Genomic DNA, 19,267 nt, shown 5'->3' with positions numbered 1-19,267 from the left:
CTTAACCGCCGATGACGGGCGGCGCCACCATCGTTCCGTCACCGAAGATGTCCTCGGTCTCCTGCAGGTACGAGGCGGACTTGTGTTCCTTGTCCTCCTCGCCCTCGCCACGACCGGCACCGGCGCCCATGCCGCCACCCATGCCGGCCGCGCCGCCACGACCGGCGGCCGCCGCCGATCCGGCACCGGACGGCCCGAAGCTGCCCATGCCACCGCGGCCCTGCTCACCGGCCACACCGGACGCGCCGCCGAAGCCGCTGCCCATGCCACCGGGACCACCGAGACCACGAGCGGCCGCGGCGCCACCGAGACCACCGCCGGCGCCACCGGCACCGCCACCACGGCCGCCACCGGCACCGCCTCCGCCGCCGCTACCCCCGCCGGGTCCGCCGATCCCACGGCCGCCGCCAGGACCGCCGGTGCGGTTGCGGGGGTCGTTGGGGTCGAGCCGGCCGCGGTTGCGCGGGTCGTTGGGGTTGTTCGGGTCCCAGCGGCCGTTGGGCGGGATGCCGGGGTCCGTGGGCGGGCGGTTGCGCGGGTCGTTCGGGTCGAAGGTGGGAGGCGTCGTCGGCGGCGTGTTGGGCGGCGTCGACGTCCACGACGGGTTCGTCGTGTCGGTCGGCGGCGTCCAGCTGGACACGCCGGTGTTGTTGCCACCACCCGTGTTGCTGCTGCTCAGGTTGCCGCTGCCGGTGTTGTTGCCGGTGTTGACGTTGGCGTTGTTGTTCTTGTCGACGTTGTTGTTGATCCGGTCCGACCCGCTCTGCTGCTCCACGCTGGCGTCGTTGGCGGTCGGCGAGATGAACGTCGGCATGTTGCTCGTGCTGCTCGAGACGGCGTCCCCGTACTGGGTGAACGCCCGCATGTTGGCCTCGCTGACCTGCTGGTTCTTCTCGACCGCCTCGTCGTAGTCGGTGTCCCACCAGGCGAGGTCGTTGAGGAACGGCTTGTCCGGGACCTCCGGCGGCTTCGACATCGCGTTCTTGGCGCTCGCGTACGACTGGCCGACCGAGTCGGAGGTGTCGGCCGCGGCCGTCGCCGACTCACCGGTCACGTCCGCCCAGGTCGCGAGCGGGGAGGTGGCGCCACGCGCGGCGTCACCGGCGGAACCCTCCCAGGAGGCGCCCGAGTCGGCCACGGCCTTCTCGATCAGCTGGGAGACCTCGGTGTGGCCGGTGGAGAGGTCGCGCCAGCCCTGCGCGGTCGGTGCGGTGCTCTGGCTCGGGCCCTTGCCCTTGTCGAACCAGTTGTAGACGGTCTCGCCACCCGCGAAGGGCAGCATCGCGAAACCACCGATGTTCGGCTCATCCCCAGGCATGTCCGCTATCCCTTCAGTGTCTCGATGACCATCTTCGCGACCGACTCGACCTCGGTGCACGCGGGCTTGCTCGCTCGTTCGGCGGCGGCGACCCGCACGTCCACGGTGGCCGAGTCGGTCTTGGTGACCTCGATGATCGCCCTGCAGTGCAGGGTTCCGTCGGTGGAGTCGTTGACGACCACGCGCACGTCACCGATCTTCTTGTCGGTGAAGATCGGCTGGGCCTTCACGGCGCTCACCATGCCCTCGACGTCCTTATCCTTGGTCACGTAGACCGTGTACGAGGAGTTCTCCGTGGGAACCTTGCCGGGCCACTCGCAGGTCACGCCCAGGGTGCTGGTGCCCGGCTTCGGGGCGCCCACGCCGCCGAGCTTCGCCACCTGGGCGGTGGTGAGCACGTCGCAGGGCTTGTCGACGAACTTGGCGATGCTGAGGCCCGACGACGAGCCCTCGCTCGTCGGCGCGCTGCTCGTCTGCTCCCCGGTGGTCGGCGATGTCGTGGTGGCGTTCCCCCCGGTCTTGTCCGAGCAACCGGCGAGGACGCCGACGGCGATGACGGCGGTCAGCAGAGCGGTCATGCGCTTCAAGGTCTTGTCAGCCCTTCACCGCGTTCTCGGCGGCTTCGTCGGTGCCCCGGTACTCAGCCAGAGCCTTCTTGATGTTCGCGACGGTCTGCTCGAGCGCCTTGACCGCGGCGTCGTTGGCCCACATGTAGCCACCCGCCTGCGGCCCGGCGCTCTTGCGCATCTCGAGGGTGGCCCACCCGCTGTAGGGGTCGGGGCCGGGGGCGCCGGACTGCGTCAGCTCGTCGCCCTTCTTCGCGAGATCGGTCAGCCTCGCGATCGCGGCTTCCAAGCCGGTGATCATCTTCTGGGCCTGGTCGGGGTCGACGCTGAACCTCGCGGTGCCACCTCCGGCAGCACCCGCGGCAGCGCCCGCAGCGGCACCTGCCGCCGCACCAGCCGCCTTCACCGCCGGCACCACTGCGTCGAACATCAGCATCTCAGCCAGCTCCCCTCAGAACTCGACACCCCAGTAAGAGGATTTTTACACAGCCCGGGTTCCCCCATCATGCGAACGAATGAGCTGTTCAGGTCACATGGCCGATTCGTTCAAGACCACACACCCCGATCGGCATAGGTTCGAAGCATGATCGAACGCGCGAGGAACTTCATCTGGCACAACGCTCGCACGCTGGAGCAACGCTGGTTCGAGCACGCATTTGACCGCGGCAGCGCCCAGGCCGTGGTGCAGGCGGTGCTGGCCTTCCGCAACGACGACGGCGGGTACGGGTACGCCTTGGAGCCCGACCACCGCGGTCCCACCAGCCAGCCGCTGCACGCCCTGCGCGCCCTCCAGATGTTCGGCGAGGTCAACGCCCCGGAACCCGCCGAACCGGTCCTGACCTGGCTCGATGCGACGTGCCCCGATGGCAGTGTGCCGTTCGGCTTCTCGACGTCCGCGCCCTATCCGAAGGCGCCCTGGATCACCGCCGACGACCAGGGCGGACTGCTCATCACCTCCCAGATCGCCGCCGCGCTGCACGCGCTCGGGCTGTCGCACCCCTGGCTCGACCGGGCCACGGACTACTGCTGGCAGGAGATCGAGAAGCTCGGTCAGACGCACCCGTACGAGCTCCGAGGTGCGGCGATGTTCCTCGACGAGGTGCCGGACCGGGCCCGCGCCGAGCTCGTCGCCCAGAAGCTCAAGCACCTCAAGCCGAGCACCGAGGGCTACGCGGAGGGTGAGGGACTGGAACTGCACCAGTACGCGCAGAAACCGACCAGCCTCGCCCGCGCGTGGTTCACCGACGCGGAGCTCGAGAATGATCTCGACGAACTCGAACGCGGCCAGCAGGAAGACGGTGGTTGGAATTTCAACTTCCCCGCCTTCACGCCGATCACCCATTTCGAATGGCGCTCGATCGCCACGATCGACGCGTTGCTGACGCTGCGCCGCTACGGCCGGATCAGCTGACCCAGCGGCACGCCGGCCAAGGCGCGGACCTCGCGGGCCAGGTGCGCCTGGTCCGCGTAACCAGCCTGAGCAGCCACCGCCGCGAACGGCACGCCGTCCCACGCCAGGCGCAGCGCCGAGTCGAAGCGCAGCACGCGTTGCAGCACCTTGGGCGGATAACCGAACGCGTCCAGGCACCGCCGCCGCAGCTGCCGCGCGCTCAGCCCGATCTCCCACGCCGCTTCCGACACGTCAACGGTCCGCAGCAACGACGCCGTCGCGGACAGTGCCGGATCCACGACCACCCGTGACGCGCAGAACGCCACCATCTCCGAGAACGAGTCCAGCCGCACCGACGGCACCAGCTCCGACAGCGGCACGCGCAGATCGCGCACGGCATGCGCCGGCACCCCGAACACGGACGGGAACGCGCCGGGCGGCAACCGCACGCCGTACAACGTGCCCGGGGCGACCGACGCGAGCTGCGCCTCCGTGTCCGGACCGGCGACGAACAGCGCGCCGGTTGCGGGAGTCCACATCAGATCCGTGCAGCCGTCCGGCACGACGCGTTGCACGGTCGGAGACGACACCGTGCGGGTCCACAGACAGGCCAGACCCGCGGGAGCGGGACGTTCGGCGTACACGACGTCCATCAAAGCAAAAGACGCCGCACCCCGAAGGATGCGGCGTCAGATGGACGATACTGCGATCGGGCCAGAGCTCTACTGTGTCATAGCTGCTTCACACCGCTTGGAATCGCGATGCGCCTACAGCGCGTTCACGCGTTCGCCGCTTCGTAGGCCTTGATCACTTCATTGGGCACACGGCCCCGTTCCTTGACCGGGAACCCGCGCTGCCGTGCCCACGTCCGCACCGCCGCCAAGTCCTGCGCCTGCACGGAGCGGACGAGGTGAACCGGTGCGACTTCGTCCAAAGCCGCGCCCTCGCGGATCGCGGCACGCACGTCCTCGGCGGCGCGCGTCGGCTCCAGTGCCGCCGGTGCCACCAGTTCCGACACGGTCACGCCGGCCAGACCCAGACCCTCCGCCACCTGGCGGATGTGTGTGTGGTGGCTGAGCACGATGATCTGCCACTTCTTCGCCAACTCGGCCATCACCCGGATCGCCGCCGCCGCGCGTGCGTCGTCGAACGTCATCAACACATCGTCGAGAACTACCGGCAGGGTGGGCAGATCGCGGGCCACCCTGCTCTCCTGCAACGATGCGATGCCCGCGAGCCGCAGTGCGAGGAACGCCTGGTCTGCGGTCCCCTCGGACAACTCGTCGGGTGCGTGCGCCTGTTCGTCCGCTCCGACGATCCGGAGCGATCGTCCGTCCTTGCCGTGAACGGGTCGCAGACCGACGTACCTGCCCTCTGTCAGCTGTTCGAGGATGCGGCCCGCCGCGTCGAGCAGCGGCGAGGCGTGCTTTCGTTCATACGCGTCCAGTTCATCCCGCAGGACGGTTCTCTGGATCTCGACGACCAGGTACTCCTCGACGTGCTCGGCGAGTGTGGCCAGCTTCTCCTCGGCCTTGGCGTGCAGTTCGGCCGCACCGGGTCGCGTGGTCAGCTCGTGGTACTGCTGAGCCAACTGGGCATGGTTCGACAACGCCTCCTCATAAGCTTCACCGGCGGCGACGGAGAGTTGTTCGGCGGATTCCGCCGCGAAGCGCAGGGACTCGGCGTCGACCTCCACCAGTTCGGACACCAACTGCTCGACTTCGAGGTCGGGCAGTGCCGCCCTGACTATCTCGGTGTGCGTCGTGATCTGTACTTCGAGATCAGTCAGGTGCCGTCCTCGTCCTGCCGCCCGAACAAGATCCTCGGTTCCCACGACGCGTTCGAGGTCCTCCAACGCGTCGAGAACGGATCTCCGCTGTCGCGCGGTGCGCTCGATGTCCTTCTCCAGGTCGGCCAGCCGGGTTTCGAAGCCGGCTGATCTCACCCTGGCCTCCTGTGCTGCCCGCAGGCGGTCGGCCAGCAGAGCGGTGGTCTCGGCGGGATCAGCGGACACGTCGATGCCCAGCAGTGCCGACACTCGGCTGAGCTCTCCCGCGAAGATCTCGTAGTGCTCGCGGAGCACACGACTTTGCTCGCGGTGCCGGTTCGCGTCCGTGTGGAGGGCACGGGCCTTCGCCACGACATCTCGTCGTCGGTACCACCCCACCGGACTCGACGTGGGCAGCCCGGCCGCGTTCGCGGCGTTCTTCCACTTCGCTTGGACCGAGATGCGCATCGCCGACGCCTGGTCACGCTCGTGCTGAGCCACCTCTCGCAGCTTTCGCATCCGGTCAGCCACGGCCCGTGCCCCGCGGGCGTCGGCATCCTCGGCGAGAACCTCCTCCGCAGCCCTCAGCAGGCTGCCCGGATCGGCGCCGGGACGGGAACGCCCGGCTTGCGTGAGCACCTCGGACAGGTAAGCGCGCTGCTGCTCGACCTGGGGGCGGAGGGTCTCAGACAGGTCTCGCGCCGCAGCGGCACAGCCCTCGGCCACCAGCGCGTCAACCAGGAGCGAACGATGTGCGATCGCCTCCGCGGGCGGGGGAGCGGTGACACCCGCCGGCTGCCATACGGCCGTCCAGCTCTGGAGCGCCTCGGCCAGCTCGGACACCGCCGCGTCGATCGCCGTTGCTGCTGAGGACGCCTCCGTCCGGGCCACCGTGAGCTGCGTGACCAGACCTGCTCGTGCCGCGACTGCCTCCCGGTGCTCGGACAGCCGGTCCACCGCGCGATCGGCCTGCCGGACGGCGCGTTCCGCCTCCACCGGGAGGTCCGGTGCGTCCGACGCGGGAACTCCGGCCACCCAAGCCCGCACGACGGCGTCGACGTGCTTGTCCCGCTCGGCGCGCGCGTTCACCACCTCGGCGGGGGTGGGGACATCGTGATCATCGCTTGCACGCAGGAGCTTCTCGAGATCGTCGACACGTTGTGCCGCGATCACCGATGCGCGACGCGCGGCCCGTTCCGCCTCCTCGCACGCGACGAGCAGGTCACCGCTGGTCTTGACGGTGCCCGCTGGCGGAATTGCGCCGATGATCGTGTGTGCTGGGAGACCTGCTCGTGCGAGCAGATCGGCGCGCTTGGAGGTCGCCTCGTGCGCTGTGCGCAGCGCCTCGCCGAACGCGGTCGATGCCGAACCCTCCGCCTTCAGCGAGCCGATGGCCTCGCGCAGAGCCGCAACGGATTCCGGAGGCGTCGTGGCCGGGCCGCAGCTGTCGGCAGCCTCCTCGTCACGGGCGGCGGACAGCCTCTTCTCCGCCTCGGCCAGCGCCTTGTCCGCGTCGTCGAGCTCTGCCGCGGCGACGTCCAGCTCGGCGGACCGGTCCTCACCGAGCCACAAACGAGACAGCGCGTCCTCGACCGGCAGGTCGTCGGCACCGATGAGACCGGACATCAGCACCAGGGCCTCACCGTCCAGCCGGTCTGCATCGGCACGGGCGTTCTCGGCTGCGGCCATGCCCTCTGCTCGTGCGGTGCAGTCCTTGGCCAGCTGGGTGATCGAGGACTGCTCGGCCAAGACCTCGTGCTCGACGGTGACGGCCGCCGACTGCTCGGTCACCTCGTCCCGCTGTCGTTCCGCATCCACCGTGTTGTCGTCGAGCCTCCGGAGTTGCTCGTTCGCCTCGTCCCAGGCCCCGAGATTTTCACGCGAGAGGCAAGGACCGGCGGCGCGCAGCTCGGCTGCGCGGGCACGCAGACGTGCCAGGTCCTGGATCTCTCCGGCAACCCTGCGCTTCGCGCTCCACCTGTCGTGCTCGGCTTTCGTCTCGCTGGCCTCGGTGCGGCGCGCGGTGAGGTCCTCTTCGGCCCGTTCGACGGCTGCCCGCACCTCCATCACCTTGTGGGCGCGGGCCATCGCCTGGTCTGCCTCTGCCAAGGCGTTCTTGTACTCGGCGAGTGCCCGGCGCGCCTCGACGTTCTTGTTGTTGCGATGGCTCCGGTAAAGCGCGTCGGCCCGCGCCGACAGGTCTTCGAGGATGCCGTGGACCGAGCGCCCGCTGCGGGCTTGGAAGATCAACGAAGCGAGGTCGCCCTTCGCCTGGCACAGGTCGTGCCCACCGGCCCGGAGTGCTTCGTGCGACAGCCCGAACGAGGTCTTCCAGAGGGCGCGATCGTCTCCGTCGCCCTTCCACACCTCCACGATCCCGGCGCCCGTCGCCTTGTCGCTCAAGCCGCTCGCGACGCGTTCGACGATCAGTTCCGTCTCGTCCGGCAGGAGCAGGGTGGCACGCAGCACCAGTGCCTGCCTGCTGAAGCGGAAGCTGCGCGACGAGCTGGACGGGATTGACCACAGCAGATCGGCCAGGGCGTCGAGGGTCGTGCTCTTACCGGTCTCGTTGCCGCCGAGGACGAGGCTGAGGCCCGTGCCGAACGCGACGGACCTGCCCTCGAAGGCACCGTAACGGTTGAGTTCGAGCGTTCTGACGCGCATCAGTTCACCTCGGAGGTCATCTTGGCGAGCAGGTCTTCCAGCGCCGTGCTCGCGATCCTGCGCAGGACGTTGTCGTCGCGCAGGTCGAGCAGGCCGCTCTTGCGCAGTTCGGAGCCGAAGTCGCGGTCGGGCAAGCTCGCCACCTCGTGGACAGGACCGAGGTCCTCGGTCAACTCCCGGCTGCGGCGGAGCACCGCGTCGAGCAACCGGTCGTCGACCCCGCTTCCGGTTTGCGGTGCTCGCGCCTGCGAGACGGCTTTCTCGACCGTGACCCCGGTGCGTTCCGCGAGTGACCGCACCGTCTCGGTCAACCTGATCCGGTCGCTCAACGCCCCGGCGGTCACGGTGTTGCCGGAGATCGTGACGCGGGCCAGCAGCGGGCGGTCGCCCGTCGCCGCCCGGTCTTCGCCCAGACGGCGTTCCACCGCGTCGTAGACGTCGTCGACCGAGCGCAGGCCGGTGGCGTCCACCTGGACGTTCTCCCAGCGGGCCACGTCCAGGGGTTCGAAGGACAGAACCGCCTTCTGCTCGACGGCGAGGTCCACGACCAAGGCGCCCTTCGGACCGGTTTCGTTCACGTGCCTGCCTTGGAGGTTGCCCGAGAACGCTGCCACGTGGTGGTTCTGGTTCACGACCCGCCGAGTGTGGACGTGTCCCAGCGCGAAGTACTCGTACGCCTTTCGCTCCAGGTCGGCCGGTGAGCACGGGGCGTAACTCGCGTGGCCCTCCGCTCCCGAGACCGCGGTGTGGAGGATGCCGACGTTCACGAGGCCGTCGATCCGATCGGGGTACGACAACACCAGGTTGTCGTGGACGGCCCTTGATGCGAATCCCTGACCGTGGACCGCCAGACCCAAGTCTTCGGCGATGGCCAGCTCCGGTTCGTCGGTGCTCATGACGGTGACGTTTCGGGGCAGGGGAACGGCTTTCGTGACGACACTTGCGGCGTCGTGGTTGCCGGCGACCATGAAGACGGGCACCCCGTGGTCGTGCAGCACGCCCATCTGCTTGGCGAAGAACTGACCCGTCGCGTAGTCCTTCCAGTCGCCGTCGTAGATATCCCCCGCCAGCACGAGGGCGCGGGCGTCCTTGGCGATGACCAGCTTCACCAGGTTTTCCATGGCGCGTCGTGATGCCAACCGCAGGTGCTGGGCGAGGTCGTCGTCGGCGAACCTGCTGAGCCCGCGAAGCGGGCTGTCGAGATGGATGTCGGCCGCGTGCACGATCCGCACCCCGGTCACCGCTGGGCACTCCGGTGAAGCGGGCGAACCACGGCTGACGGCGCCGAAAGATGATCACGCAAGAGCATCATGGCCCGCACATCGCAGTCGTGCGCGGTGGCGCTACACACGGCGCCCGCCAGGTTTGTGATTAATCCTCGCGTATCCGCCAAGTACTGCGACAAGGCAGAAGTACCACGGTCGTAATTCACCCGTTTGGGCGCTAACGCCACATGGAACTGACACGACGTAGCCGCTGTCACCGTTTTCGAGAGTTCGTCCTTACCCGGACGGCGCAGACCCGAGGAGACCGCGTGGGGCTGTTCGACCGGCTGCGTCAGAGGCTCGGAGGCGGAGCTACCGTGATCGCGGCCCCGCCACCTGCACCGCAGTACGCGCCGTCGGCACCACCGCCGATCTTCACGACTCGCTCACCGCTGGCGGCCCCGGCACCGCCTCCACGGCCTGCCGCACCGCAGGAACCCGTGGGTTCCGCTCCTGCGTGGGTGCCGCCCGGCATGACCACGACGGTGGCGGGCCGGTCGTTGCCCGGTGGGATGATCTACCTCGGGAAGCTGCCTCGCGGTGAGGCGGCGGCACGCCGCAGCGTCGAGGTCGTCGACCCGACGCTGCCGATCGACTGGCGCAGGCCCGACTTCACCGGCCAGGACATGGACTACTGGCCCGCCTACCACTCGATCACGCCGCGGAGCAGGGCCGCGTACCTGCTGTGGCTGGAGGGCGGACGGTGGGCTCCGGACGCCTACATCGGCTATGTGTTCCTCTACTTCTATGGCCTGGAGCGACGGGCGCTCGTCGACGCGCAGCAGGACCCGGCCGCGCAAGCCGACCTGCCGCGCATCCTCGGGGAGGTCGTCCGCCTGCTGAGCGTATACGGCGATAACTCGTCGTTCCGCCAGTACGCGACCGAGTTCCAGCAGGTCCTGTGCGCCCTCATCACCAGGGGAGTAGGCCCCGCGCCCTATCCGTCCGAGCACGACAGGTGGTCTCCGCCGCTCACGCTGAGCCTCGGTATCGGCCGCCTCGCCGCGGAGGGACGTCCGGTGCCCGTCGACTGGGCCTGGTCATGGGCCATGCTCCACCCCGAGATCTACCCGCGAACGCCCGCGACCCGGTGTCCCGACGAGTTCCGCACGCTGTTCGCCGTTCGCTACCAAGCGCGCTACGCCGACGGCATGAAGGTCCGGCCCCTCAAAGGCCGGGTGAACCTCTCCTACCACCCCGCCAGTGGCGGGCTCCACACGACGACCTGGCGGCTGGACGTGCCTGACGTGCTCACCGCCGCCGTGCCGACGAAGGCTCTCAAGGCGCTGGTCGAGTCGTGCACCGACGACCTCGACGCCTACAGCCGCCTGGTCGGCCGTCAACCCGAGGCGGCCGGAACGCTGCCCGCGCTGGCTCTGCTGCCGGACGAGCTGTTCACCGGCGACCTCGACGGTCTGCGTCCGGTGCGGGACCTGGTCGGCCGAACCCTTCCAGAGGACGTGCGGCAGGCACGGTTCGAGCTGGCCGACCTGACCTCGCTCTGGCCGGCCCGCACCCCCGGCAAGTTCGCGAAGGCAGACTCGGTCGGCTTGGCACAGCTACTGGACAAGCTCGGCGTCGGCATCGAGCCCGATGTGCGCATGGGCGCCTCCGTGCACAGCGCGGGACCGGCTGTGCTGTTCCGGGTCACCGCCGCACAACCGGCGACCGCGACACCCGAGTACACCGCCGCCACGACGTTGTTGCACCTCGCAGCGGTCGTCTCGGCGGCCGACGACGACGTGTCCGCCGCCGAACGGGATCACCTGATCTCGCACCTGGAGTCGAGCCTGCACCTGACGCCGGGGGAACGGGCCAGGCTGACCGCGCACCTGGACTGGCTGCTGGCCTCGAAGCTGAAGCTGACCGGGCTCACCAAGCGCCTGAGTGCCCTGACCGGTGCCCAGCGGACCCACGTCGCCGAGTTCGCCACTGCCATCGCGGCTGCGGACGGAGTCGTTTCGCCCGGCGAGGTCGACACCCTGCGCAAGATCTACAAGTTGCTGGGGCAGGACCCGGACTCGGTGTACACCGAACTGCACGCCCTCACCGCCACATCGTCCCGCCCCGCACCCGCCACCGAACCGGTGGTCGTCGTGCCCGCGGACACCGGCCCGACCGGCTACCTCATCCCGCCACCGCCAAATCCCGAGTTGTCCGTCGGAGTTGTCCGTCTCGATCCCGCCCTGGTGGAGGCCAAGATGCGGGAGAGTGCAGCTGTGGCGGCCCTGCTCGCCGACGTCTTCAACGACGAGCCGGACGAGCCGGCACCACAGCCACCCGCGTCGGTCGCCGCGGTGGATCTCGTCGGTCCACTCGACGCGGCCCACTCGACTTTGCTGCGAAAGCTGGCTGTCCACCCGTCCTGGAGCCGTGCGGATTTCGACGCCTTGTGCGCCGAAGCCGCACTGCTGCCCGAAGGTGCGCTGGACGTGCTCAATGAAGCAGCGGTTGAGGCCACCGACGAACCGGTCGTCGAGGACGACGGCGACCAGCTCGTGATCAACGACTACGCAATGGGAGAACTGCTCGCATGAACGACACGCGCATCCGGCCCCGCGACCGCGACGCGATCATCCAGTCGCTGCGCGCAGGCGTGGTGCCCCGCTCGGGCCAGCAGCACGTCCAGGTAGGGCGTGCCCGCGAGGTCGAGTCGCTGCTGCGCGACCTCGACAGCGTCGCCGACGGTGGTTCCACGGCCCGCTTCGTCATCGGGGAGTACGGCTCGGGCAAGACGTTCTTCCTGAACCTCATCCGGGCAGCCGCGCTGAAGAAGCGGCTCGTCACCATGCACGCCGACCTCGCGCCCGACCGACGCCTGCACGCCACCGGCGGCCAGGCCCGCAGCCTCTATGCGGAGCTGGCCCGTAACACCTCTACCTCGGCCAAGCCGGACGGCGGTGCGCTGGCGGGCCTCGTCGAGCGGTTCGTCTCCCAAGCGCTCACCGCCGCGCGGGAGCAGGGTGTGTCGCCGGAGAACGTCATCCGGCAGCGCATGGAGGAGCTGTCCGAGCTGGTCGGCGGCTACGACTTCGGCACGGTGGTGGAGGCGTACTGGCGCGGCCACGACACCGGCAACGAACAACTCAAGATCGACGCGGTGCGCTGGCTGCGCGGCGAGTTCACCACCAAGACCGAGGCCCGGGCCGCGCTCGGCGTGCGCACGATCGTGGACGACGCGAATTTCTACGACCAGCTCAAGCTGCTGTCCCGCTTCGTCCGCATGGCCGGCTACAGCGGGCTGTTGGTGTGCCTGGACGAAATGGTCAACCTCTACAAGCTGACCTCCTCGCAAGCCCGTTCTGCCAACTACGAGCAGATCCTGCGCATCGTCAACGACAGCCTCCAGGGCATCAGCACCCACGTCGGCTTCCTGTTCGGAGGTACGCCGGAGTTCCTCATGGACACGCGCCGCGGCCTGTACTCCTATGAGGCGTTGCAGTCGCGTCTGGCGGAGAACGCTTTTGCCACCAATGGCCTGGTCGACCACTCAGGTCCGGTTCTGCGGCTCACCAATCTCACGCAGGAGGACTTCTACATCCTCCTCACCAAGTTGCGTCATGTGCACGCTTCGGGTGATCCGCAGCAGTACCTCGTGCCCGACGAGGCGCTGCACGCGTTCATGCACCACTGCTCGCAGAACATCGGCGACGCCTACTTCCGCACCCCGCGCACCACGATCCGCGAGTTCCTGAACCTGTTGTCGGTTTTGGAGAACAATCCCGGCCAGCCGTGGGAGCCACTCGTCGGTGGCGTGCGGTTCGAGGTGGAGACGAACCCCGACCTCGAACCGCTGGAGCCGGCAGCGCAGGACGAGTCGAGAGTGGATGATGAGCTGGCCACCTTCCGTCTCTGACGCTCGATCAGGGACCTCGGAGTTCTTCCGCCTGCACAAGACGGTTCAGCGCTGGATCCACCGCCAGGGGTGGCCGAAGCTGAACGACGCCCAGGAACAGGCAATCCCCCTGGTGCTCGGGGGCACCGACGACGTGATCGTCTCTGCGGCCACCGCGTCGGGCAAGACGGAGGCGGCGTTCCTGCCGATCTGCTCCGCGCTGCTCGACGAGGTGGCCGACGGCGGGATCCAGGTCCTCTACGTGTCACCGCTCAAGGCACTGATCAACGACCAGCACCGTCGCTTGGACGAGATGTGCGAGAGCTTCGAGTTGCCGGTGCACCGGTGGCATGGTGATGTGCCGGGGTCGGCCAAGGCCAAGGTCCTCACCAAGCCCGAGGGCATCCTGCTGATCACGCCGGAGTCGCTGGAGGCCATGTTCGTCCTGCGCGGCATGGAGATCGGCTGGATGCTGCGCGGCCTCCGATGGGTCGTGATCGATGAAATGCACTCGTTCATGGGCACGGAGCGCGGCGCTCAACTCCAGTCCCTGCTGCACCGCGTCGAGCTCGCCACCCGCCGCCGTGTGCCACGAATCGGGTTGTCAGCAACACTCGGCGACATGCAGTCGGCGCGCGGTTACCTGCGCCCAGGCCGCGGTGAGAGCGTCCACCTGGTGACCGCCACGCACCAGGCCGGCAACATCAGCGCCATCATCCGTGGGTACGTCAACGATGCACCCACCGCCGAGGACGACGATGAGTCCGGCGAGGGAACCTCCGTCGAGCGGATCAGCGAGCACGTCTTCTCCGCCTTGCGCGGCGGCAACAACCTCGTGTTCTTCGACCGGCGCGGCGACGTCGAGCTGTACGCCGACCGGCTACGCCGCCGCAGTGAGGAACGCGCCCTGCCCAACGAGTTCTTCCCGCACCACGGCAACCTGGCCAAAGGGGTACGAGAACACGTCGAAAGCATGCTCAAGAGCAACCGGCCCGTCACCGTGCTGTGCACCTCCACGCTGGAGATGGGCATCGACATCGGCACGCTCACCTCAGTCGCCCAGGTCGGGGCGCCGCCCTCGGTGGCGGGCCTGCGTCAGCGCATCGGCCGTGCCGGGCGACGGGGTGAACCCGCCGTGTTGCGCATGTACGTGACGGCCGAGGAACTCACCACGGACATCGCGCCGCAGGACGAATTGCGTGCCGAGTTGTTCCAGGCCGTGGCGATGATGAGTTTGCTTTCCGATCGCTGGTACGAGCCCGCGGACACGTCCTCCCTGCACCTGTCCACCCTCGTGCAGCAGGTCATGTCCGTGATCGCACAGCACCAAGGAGCCCATCCGGCCGATCTGTTCCGGGCGTTGTGCCTCGCCGGGCCGTTCTCGCACGTCGACCAGGCGACCTTCGCATCCCTCTTGCGCGACCTCGGTCACGCCGAGGTCGTCCAGCAGGAACCCGACGGCCTGCTCCTGCTCGGCAAGGTGGGCGAGCGGATCGTCGATCACTACTCGTTCTACGCCGTGTTCGCGGAGAAGCAGGAGTACCGGCTCGTCCACGGCTCCCGCACCCTCGGCACGCTGCACGTGAACACGCCGACCGAAGTCGGTTCACTCGTCATCTTCGCGGGCAGGCGCTGGAAGATCGTCTCCGTGGACGACCAGGCGGCCCTGATCCAGGTCGAGCCCTCCAGCGGTGGACGGGCGCCCAAGTTCGCCGGTGGTCGTGCTGAGATCCATGACGAGGTTCGCCGTCGCATGCGCGTCTGGTACGAGTCCGACGACGTCCCCGCCTACCTCGACGCTACCGCCCAAAGCCTCCTCGACGAGGGACGTGCGGCCTACCGCCGCTTCGACCTCGCTCGGAACGGTGCCCTCGCCAGAGGTGACGACACGATCGTGTTCCCCTGGCGCGGCGACCGCATCCTCAACACCCTTGCCGCCTGGCTTACCCGAACCGGTGTGAAGGCTGCCCGGGACGGTGTCGCCTTCACCGTGCCCAAGTGCACGCCGGCGCAACTGCGCGTGATCGTCCAGCAGTTGCTGCTGGAGGACGACACCACCGCTGAGGACATCGCCGCCGCGTTGCCCGACACTGCGGTCGAGAAGCATGACGTCCACCTCGGCAAGTCTCTGCGCACCCGCGCTTATGCCGCCGGTTACCTCGACATGGCAGGAACTCGCTCCGCCCTCGTGGACCTGGTCGACCGACTGCCCGAGTACGACGTGGACATCATCACCGGAACCCGTCACGCCCCGCTGGCCCTCGTCACCGTCCCGACGGCGTACGCGGTCGTGGACGTGGAGACCACCGGCTTCGTCGCCAAGGGACACGACCGGATCATCGAGGTCGCGGTCGTCCGCATCGCCCCGGACGGGACTGTTCTTGGCGAGTGGAGTTCACTGGTCAATCCCCGTCGCCCACTCGCGGCGACCGATGTCCACGGCATCACCGAGGACGATGTGGCCGATGCTCCGGCATTCGCCGATGTGGCTCCCACCCTCGCCACCCACCTGGATGGTGCCGTCGTCGTGGCCCACAACGCTTCGTTCGACCTGAGCTTCCTGCACGCGGAGTTCGCCCGCGCCAGTCACCCGTTCACCCCTCATGGGTCGTTGTGCACGATGAAGCTCGACACCCACATCCACCAGACTGGGCGCCGCAAATTGCCGGATTGCTTGGCGGCGGCCGGTGTGCCCGGCATCCATGGCGCAGCCCATCGCGCGCTCACCGATGCCAAGGCGACCGCCGACCTGTTGCGCCATTATTTGACCCATGCGCCACACGACGTGCGAGAGCTCGTCTTTGGACTGAATCACAGCTCGTAGCCCGTCGGTTGTCGAGCCGGCGTGCTCGGTGTGCGCGACGCCGATCGAGCGTGGCGACGGGCTCAGGTGGACAGTGCCTCGGGGGTGTTCACCCCAAGCCAGGGGTGAACACCGGTCGTTCGAGCGGTATGTAATGGTGTGTCGTCGCTGTTGCGTCTGACGGCGGCGATCGATTCTGTGCGTGGTTGTGGTGACCTGACTGAACTCGGGTCCGCGACTTGCTCTTGCTGCGAGCCTCCGCAATCCCTGCCTTCTTCAGGACGGAAACACGAAAGGCCCGCTCTGCCTGACCTCTGAGGGTCATGGTGGAGCGGGCCTCCGGTGGTGGACGATACAGGGATTGAACCTGTGACCCCTACCGTGTCAAGGTAGTGCTCTCCCGCTGAGCTAATCGTCCGTGCGTTCTGGACGAGATTCTAGCGGACGAACACACCCCGACGTTCACACGGGGTCAGGTTCCGAACTTCACCCAGTTCACGCTCACGTACGGCGAAGGCTGCCCGCTCGTGAAGGTGATGTAGACGTCGTGCGTGCCGGTGACGTCCGAGATGTTCGCGGGAATGGTTCTCCACGAGTCCCAGCCACCGGTGTTGCCGACCGCGATCGAGCCCACCGGGGTCGCGGTGCGCGAGTCGAGCCGCACCTCGACCAAGCCGCTCACGCCACTGCCGGCACCGGAGGCCGCGCGGGCGTAGAACTGCCGCGCCGGGCCCGAGCCGAAGTTGACGCCGGAGAACTTCAGGTACCCGCCGTTCGCGATCTGGTTCACACCGGAGCCGCCGTCACCCGAGCCCACGGACCCACCCGAGCGCTCCGAGGCGTTCTCCGCCTGCAGCTCGCTGTACGCGGAACCCCCGCCACCGGGGTTCGACGTCGTGGTCGTGGTCGTCGGGTTGGTGCCTCCGCCAGCCGAGTAGACGGCCACGTAGTCCACGACCATCGAGTGTCCGGACTGGGTGGCCGCGACAGGGGTCGGCTGGTTGTTGTTCAGCGCGTTCGGGAACGCGCCGCCCATCGCGAGGTTGAGCAGGATGAAGTGCCCCGCGTGCGACGTCATCTGGTTCCACACGCCCGCACCCACTCGGGCCTGCGTGACCTGGTGGAACGACTGGCCGTCCACGAACCACGTGAACGTCTTCGCCGCGTCGTCCCACTCGAAGCGGTACGTGTGGAAGGCGGACTGGCAGGACGAGCCGGGGCACGCCCGCGAGTTGCCGATGCCGGTGAACTCGCCGCAGGCACCGCCTGGTGCGACGTCGCAGTGCAGGACGCCCCAGACGGAGTTGATGCCGTTGACGTTCTCCATGATGTCGAACTCGCCGATGCCCGGCCAGTTCCAGTAGTTGCCGCGGTACGGCGCGCCGAGGGTCCAGAACGCGGGCCAGTAGCCCAGGGCGGCCTCGCCCGTCACGTTCGGCATCTGGATCCGGCTCTCGATGGCGAGCTTGCCACCGGACGGCGGCTTGAAGTTGGAGCGCTGGGTCTCGATGCGCGCGGACGTCCAGTTGCCGGAGCCGTCCTTGAGCGCCGTGATGCGCAGGTTGCCGTTGCCGTCGAGCTTCAGGTTGCTGGTGCTGTTCGTGTAGTTCTGGATCTCACCGGTGCCCCAGTTGGCGGGGCCGCCGGGGTAGTTGTGGCCGGTGTCGATGATCCAGTTGGCGCTCGACGGCAGTGATCCGTTCGAGCCGGTGAAGTCGTCACCCCACACCTGCGTCCATCCCGATGCAGGGGGTGGGATCGAGGCGTTGGCGGACATGGCGGCGATCGCCAGGGGGACCGCGGCAAGAAGAGCTGTCGTGGCCGCGAGGACGCGGCGGCGTTGCTTCATGCGCGAGTGACCTCCTTGTCACGGGTGCAGTCCATTTATGAGAGCGCTCTCACGGTGCAAGAACAAGCGCCCGTTCGGACGAACGCCTCCCAGCGGTCATGCGCGTGGATCGTCCCGTTCGGACTGCTCAGGGCTACTTGGCGTCGGCGTAGCACTCCACGGGCACGGCGTTCATCGGGAACCGCACCGGCGTCTCGCCGAACAGCAACCGCGTCGCCTCCCGCCCGGCCACGGCGATCGCCTCGATCACGGCGTCGGCGTCCGCACGGGAGCAGTGCACCAACACCTCGTCGTGTTGGAAGAAAACCAAGTGCGCGTCCGCGGGCAACCGGGTGCGCAGCACGCCCAGCAACGCCGCCGTCCAGTCCGCCGCGCTGCCCTGCACGACGAAGTTGCGCGTGAACCGGCCCCAGTTGCGCGCCGCCTGCCGCGACGACCGCGACACGTCCCCCGAGTCGTCCGCGCCCCCGGTCAGCTCCTGCCAGGCCGCGGACGGGGTGGGCGAGGTGCGGCCCAGCCGCGTGCGCACCATCCGCCCTTGCTCACCGGCCAGCGCCGCCGCCTCGACGTACCCGACGGCGACGGGGAACCTCTTGCGCAGCACCGCGAGCAGCGGGCCCGCCTCGCCCGACGTGCCGCCGTACATCGCCGACAGCATCGCGATCTTCGCGCGTGGACGCTCCCCTTTGAACGAGTCCTGCGCCAGCGCGGCGTACAGGTCGTCGTCGCCGCAGACCTCCATCAGCCGCTCATCTCCTGACAGGGCAGCGAGAATCCGCGGTTCCAGCTGGGACGCGTCGGCCGCCACGAGGCACCAGCCCTCGTCCGCCACGACGGCGCGGCGCAGCGACCTCGGGATCTGCAACGCCGCACCACCGCGCGACGCCCACCGGCCCGAAACCACGCCTCCCACCACGTAGTCCGGCCGGAACCGTCCATCCGCGACCCACGTGTCGAGCCACGACCAGCCGTGCGCCACCCACAACCGGGCGCGCTCCTTGTAGTCCAGCAACGGCGCGACGGCCGGGTGGTCCACCTTCTTCAGCACCCACCGGCGAGCGGACGGGACGTCGATCCCCGCCCGCGCGAACGCCCGCACGATGCTCGCCGGCGCGTCCGGGTTCATCTCGCGCCCGCCGAGAGCCTCCTGGATCTGGTCCGCCAGGTCCTGCAACAACTTCGGCCGCGCCCCCGGAGCCGGCCGCGGTCCGAGGACCTCCTCCAGGATCTGCAGGTGCACCTCCTCGCGCCACGGCAGCCCGTGGTGCGTCATCTCCGCGGCCACCAGCGCCGACGCCGACTCCGCCGCGATCAGCAGGCCCAGCGCCGGGTTGCGTTGCTGCGCCCGGAACACCAGCGACAACGCCGCCAGCTCGTCGGTGTCGCCCGGCAGCACCACCGGCTCCGGCTCGAACAACGTCAGCTCGACGTCCTTCTTGCGATGCCCCAGGTCCGCCGGCGCGGGCAGTCCCAGCGACCGGGCCACCGCCCCCGCCAGCTCGCGCGGTTCGCGGTGCCCGCCCTCCGCGCCGAGCAGCAGCGACTCGGTCAGCAGCAGGTCCCAGCACCGGTCGACCCGCACGCCGGCCGCGAGCAGCAGCGGGTAGGTCTCGGACGTGTCCGCCCACACCCAGCGGGGCCGGTGGGCGCGTTCCAGCGACGCGACGGCGGGGGCCAGCGACGCCGCCGCCATCGCGGGACCCGCCGGCGTCCCGTCGTCGTGCAGCTTCTGCCACCGGCCCGCACCGTCCGCTTCCGGGACGAGGGCGACCAGCACACCCCTGATTGTGCCGACCGGGTCCGACAATT

General features: G+C 68.7%; 12 protein-coding genes and 1 tRNA gene. 4 read left to right on the top strand and 9 right to left on the bottom strand.

The features are described 5' to 3' along the window. Position 1: 1 nt before the first annotated feature. From ACFWV3_RS39855 to ACFWV3_RS39845, 3 genes are read right to left on the bottom strand one after another with little or no spacing between them, the layout of a single operon-like run. A complete protein-coding gene (locus tag ACFWV3_RS39855; RefSeq protein ID WP_382419125.1) occupies positions 2–1,318 on the bottom strand; it encodes a PPE domain-containing protein in 1,317 nt (438 codons plus the stop codon). 5 nt (positions 1,319–1,323) lie between these two features. Beyond that, positions 1,324–1,896, bottom strand: coding sequence for a DUF3558 domain-containing protein (locus ACFWV3_RS39850; RefSeq protein ID WP_382419124.1), 573 nt, complete (start codon positions 1,894–1,896; stop codon positions 1,324–1,326). Positions 1,897–1,912: 16 nt separating this feature from the next. Then, positions 1,913–2,320 carry a hypothetical protein gene (locus tag ACFWV3_RS39845; RefSeq protein ID WP_382419123.1) on the bottom strand — a complete coding sequence of 136 codons (408 nt, stop codon included), beginning with the start codon at positions 2,318–2,320 and terminating at the stop codon, positions 1,913–1,915. 147 nt (positions 2,321–2,467) lie between these two features. On the opposite strand from ACFWV3_RS39845, the gene ACFWV3_RS39840 reads away from it, so the two are divergent. Next, positions 2,468–3,295, top strand: a complete 828-nt coding sequence (locus ACFWV3_RS39840; RefSeq protein ID WP_382419122.1) for a hypothetical protein — start codon at positions 2,468–2,470, stop codon at positions 3,293–3,295. Here ACFWV3_RS39840 and ACFWV3_RS39835 read toward each other — a convergent pair. The 3 genes from ACFWV3_RS39835 to ACFWV3_RS39825 all read right to left on the bottom strand — a co-directional run bounded on the left by ACFWV3_RS39835 (position 3,277) and on the right by ACFWV3_RS39825 (position 8,938). Continuing rightward, positions 3,277–3,927 carry a DUF6597 domain-containing transcriptional factor gene (locus ACFWV3_RS39835; RefSeq protein ID WP_382419121.1) on the bottom strand — a complete coding sequence of 217 codons (651 nt, stop codon included), beginning with the start codon at positions 3,925–3,927 and terminating at the stop codon, positions 3,277–3,279. The two genes, ACFWV3_RS39840 and ACFWV3_RS39835, sit on opposite strands and share 19 nt — an antisense overlap. 125 nt (positions 3,928–4,052) lie before the next feature. Continuing rightward, a complete protein-coding gene (locus ACFWV3_RS39830) occupies positions 4,053–7,706 on the bottom strand; it encodes a histone-like nucleoid-structuring protein Lsr2 (protein ID WP_382419120.1) in 3,654 nt (1,217 codons plus the stop codon). Beyond that, positions 7,706–8,938, bottom strand: a complete 1,233-nt coding sequence (locus ACFWV3_RS39825) for an exonuclease SbcCD subunit D (RefSeq protein WP_382419119.1) — start codon at positions 8,936–8,938, stop codon at positions 7,706–7,708. Before ACFWV3_RS39825 ends, ACFWV3_RS39830 begins: the two co-directional genes overlap by 1 nt. Before the next feature lie 506 nt (positions 8,939–9,444). On the opposite strand from ACFWV3_RS39825, the gene ACFWV3_RS39820 reads away from it, so the two are divergent. Genes ACFWV3_RS39820 through ACFWV3_RS39810 form a run of 3 tightly spaced genes read left to right on the top strand, consistent with a single transcriptional unit; the run spans position 9,445 to position 15,630 of the window. Beyond that, the gene (locus tag ACFWV3_RS39820; protein WP_382419118.1) at positions 9,445–11,508 is read left to right on the top strand and encodes a TerB N-terminal domain-containing protein; all 2,064 of its coding nucleotides are present in this window, start codon (positions 9,445–9,447) and stop codon (positions 11,506–11,508) included. Beyond that, on the top strand, positions 11,505–12,827 hold the full coding sequence (locus ACFWV3_RS39815) for an ATP-binding protein (protein WP_382419117.1): 1,323 nt from the start codon (positions 11,505–11,507) through the stop codon (positions 12,825–12,827). Before ACFWV3_RS39820 ends, ACFWV3_RS39815 begins: the two co-directional genes overlap by 4 nt. Next, entirely contained in the window at positions 12,799–15,630 is a 2,832-nt protein-coding gene (locus ACFWV3_RS39810) for a DEAD/DEAH box helicase (RefSeq protein ID WP_382419116.1), read from the top strand. Before ACFWV3_RS39815 ends, ACFWV3_RS39810 begins: the two co-directional genes overlap by 29 nt. A gap of 322 nt (positions 15,631–15,952) precedes the next feature. Here the strand turns inward: ACFWV3_RS39810 and ACFWV3_RS39805 are convergent. From ACFWV3_RS39805 to ACFWV3_RS39795, 3 genes are all read right to left on the bottom strand, one after another. Further along, positions 15,953–16,027: transfer RNA gene (locus ACFWV3_RS39805), tRNA-Val, on the bottom strand. Positions 16,028–16,081: 54 nt separating this feature from the next. After that, the gene (locus tag ACFWV3_RS39800) at positions 16,082–17,458 is read right to left on the bottom strand and encodes a carbohydrate-binding protein (RefSeq protein ID WP_382419115.1); all 1,377 of its coding nucleotides are present in this window, start codon (positions 17,456–17,458) and stop codon (positions 16,082–16,084) included. 133 nt (positions 17,459–17,591) lie between these two features. Then, positions 17,592–19,235, bottom strand: a complete 1,644-nt coding sequence (locus ACFWV3_RS39795; protein ID WP_382419114.1) for a bifunctional 3'-5' exonuclease/DNA polymerase — start codon at positions 19,233–19,235, stop codon at positions 17,592–17,594. Positions 19,236–19,267: the final 32 nt, after the last annotated feature.

The organism is Lentzea sp. NPDC059081 (assembly GCF_042738015.1).
GTDB lineage: Bacteria > Actinomycetota > Actinomycetes > Mycobacteriales > Pseudonocardiaceae > Lentzea.
This window is presented reverse-complemented; position numbering and strand designations above follow the sequence as displayed.

Coding starts and splice junctions, on each gene's coding strand:
- ACFWV3_RS39855 (WP_382419125.1), bottom strand. CDS start 1,318: ATGCCTGGGGATGAGCCGAACATCGGTGGTTTCGCGATGCTGCCCTTC.
- ACFWV3_RS39850 (WP_382419124.1), bottom strand. CDS start 1,896: ATGACCGCTCTGCTGACCGCCGTCATCGCCGTCGGCGTCCTCGCCGGT.
- ACFWV3_RS39845 (WP_382419123.1), bottom strand. CDS start 2,320: ATGCTGATGTTCGACGCAGTGGTGCCGGCGGTGAAGGCGGCTGGTGCG.
- ACFWV3_RS39840 (WP_382419122.1), top strand. CDS start 2,468: ATGATCGAACGCGCGAGGAACTTCATCTGGCACAACGCTCGCACGCTG.
- ACFWV3_RS39835 (WP_382419121.1), bottom strand. CDS start 3,927: ATGGACGTCGTGTACGCCGAACGTCCCGCTCCCGCGGGTCTGGCCTGT.
- ACFWV3_RS39830 (WP_382419120.1), bottom strand. CDS start 7,706: ATGCGCGTCAGAACGCTCGAACTCAACCGTTACGGTGCCTTCGAGGGC.
- ACFWV3_RS39820 (WP_382419118.1), top strand. CDS start 9,445: ATGACCACGACGGTGGCGGGCCGGTCGTTGCCCGGTGGGATGATCTAC.
- ACFWV3_RS39815 (WP_382419117.1), top strand. CDS start 11,505: ATGAACGACACGCGCATCCGGCCCCGCGACCGCGACGCGATCATCCAG.
- ACFWV3_RS39810 (WP_382419116.1), top strand. CDS start 12,799: ATGATGAGCTGGCCACCTTCCGTCTCTGACGCTCGATCAGGGACCTCG.
- ACFWV3_RS39800 (WP_382419115.1), bottom strand. CDS start 17,458: ATGAAGCAACGCCGCCGCGTCCTCGCGGCCACGACAGCTCTTCTTGCC.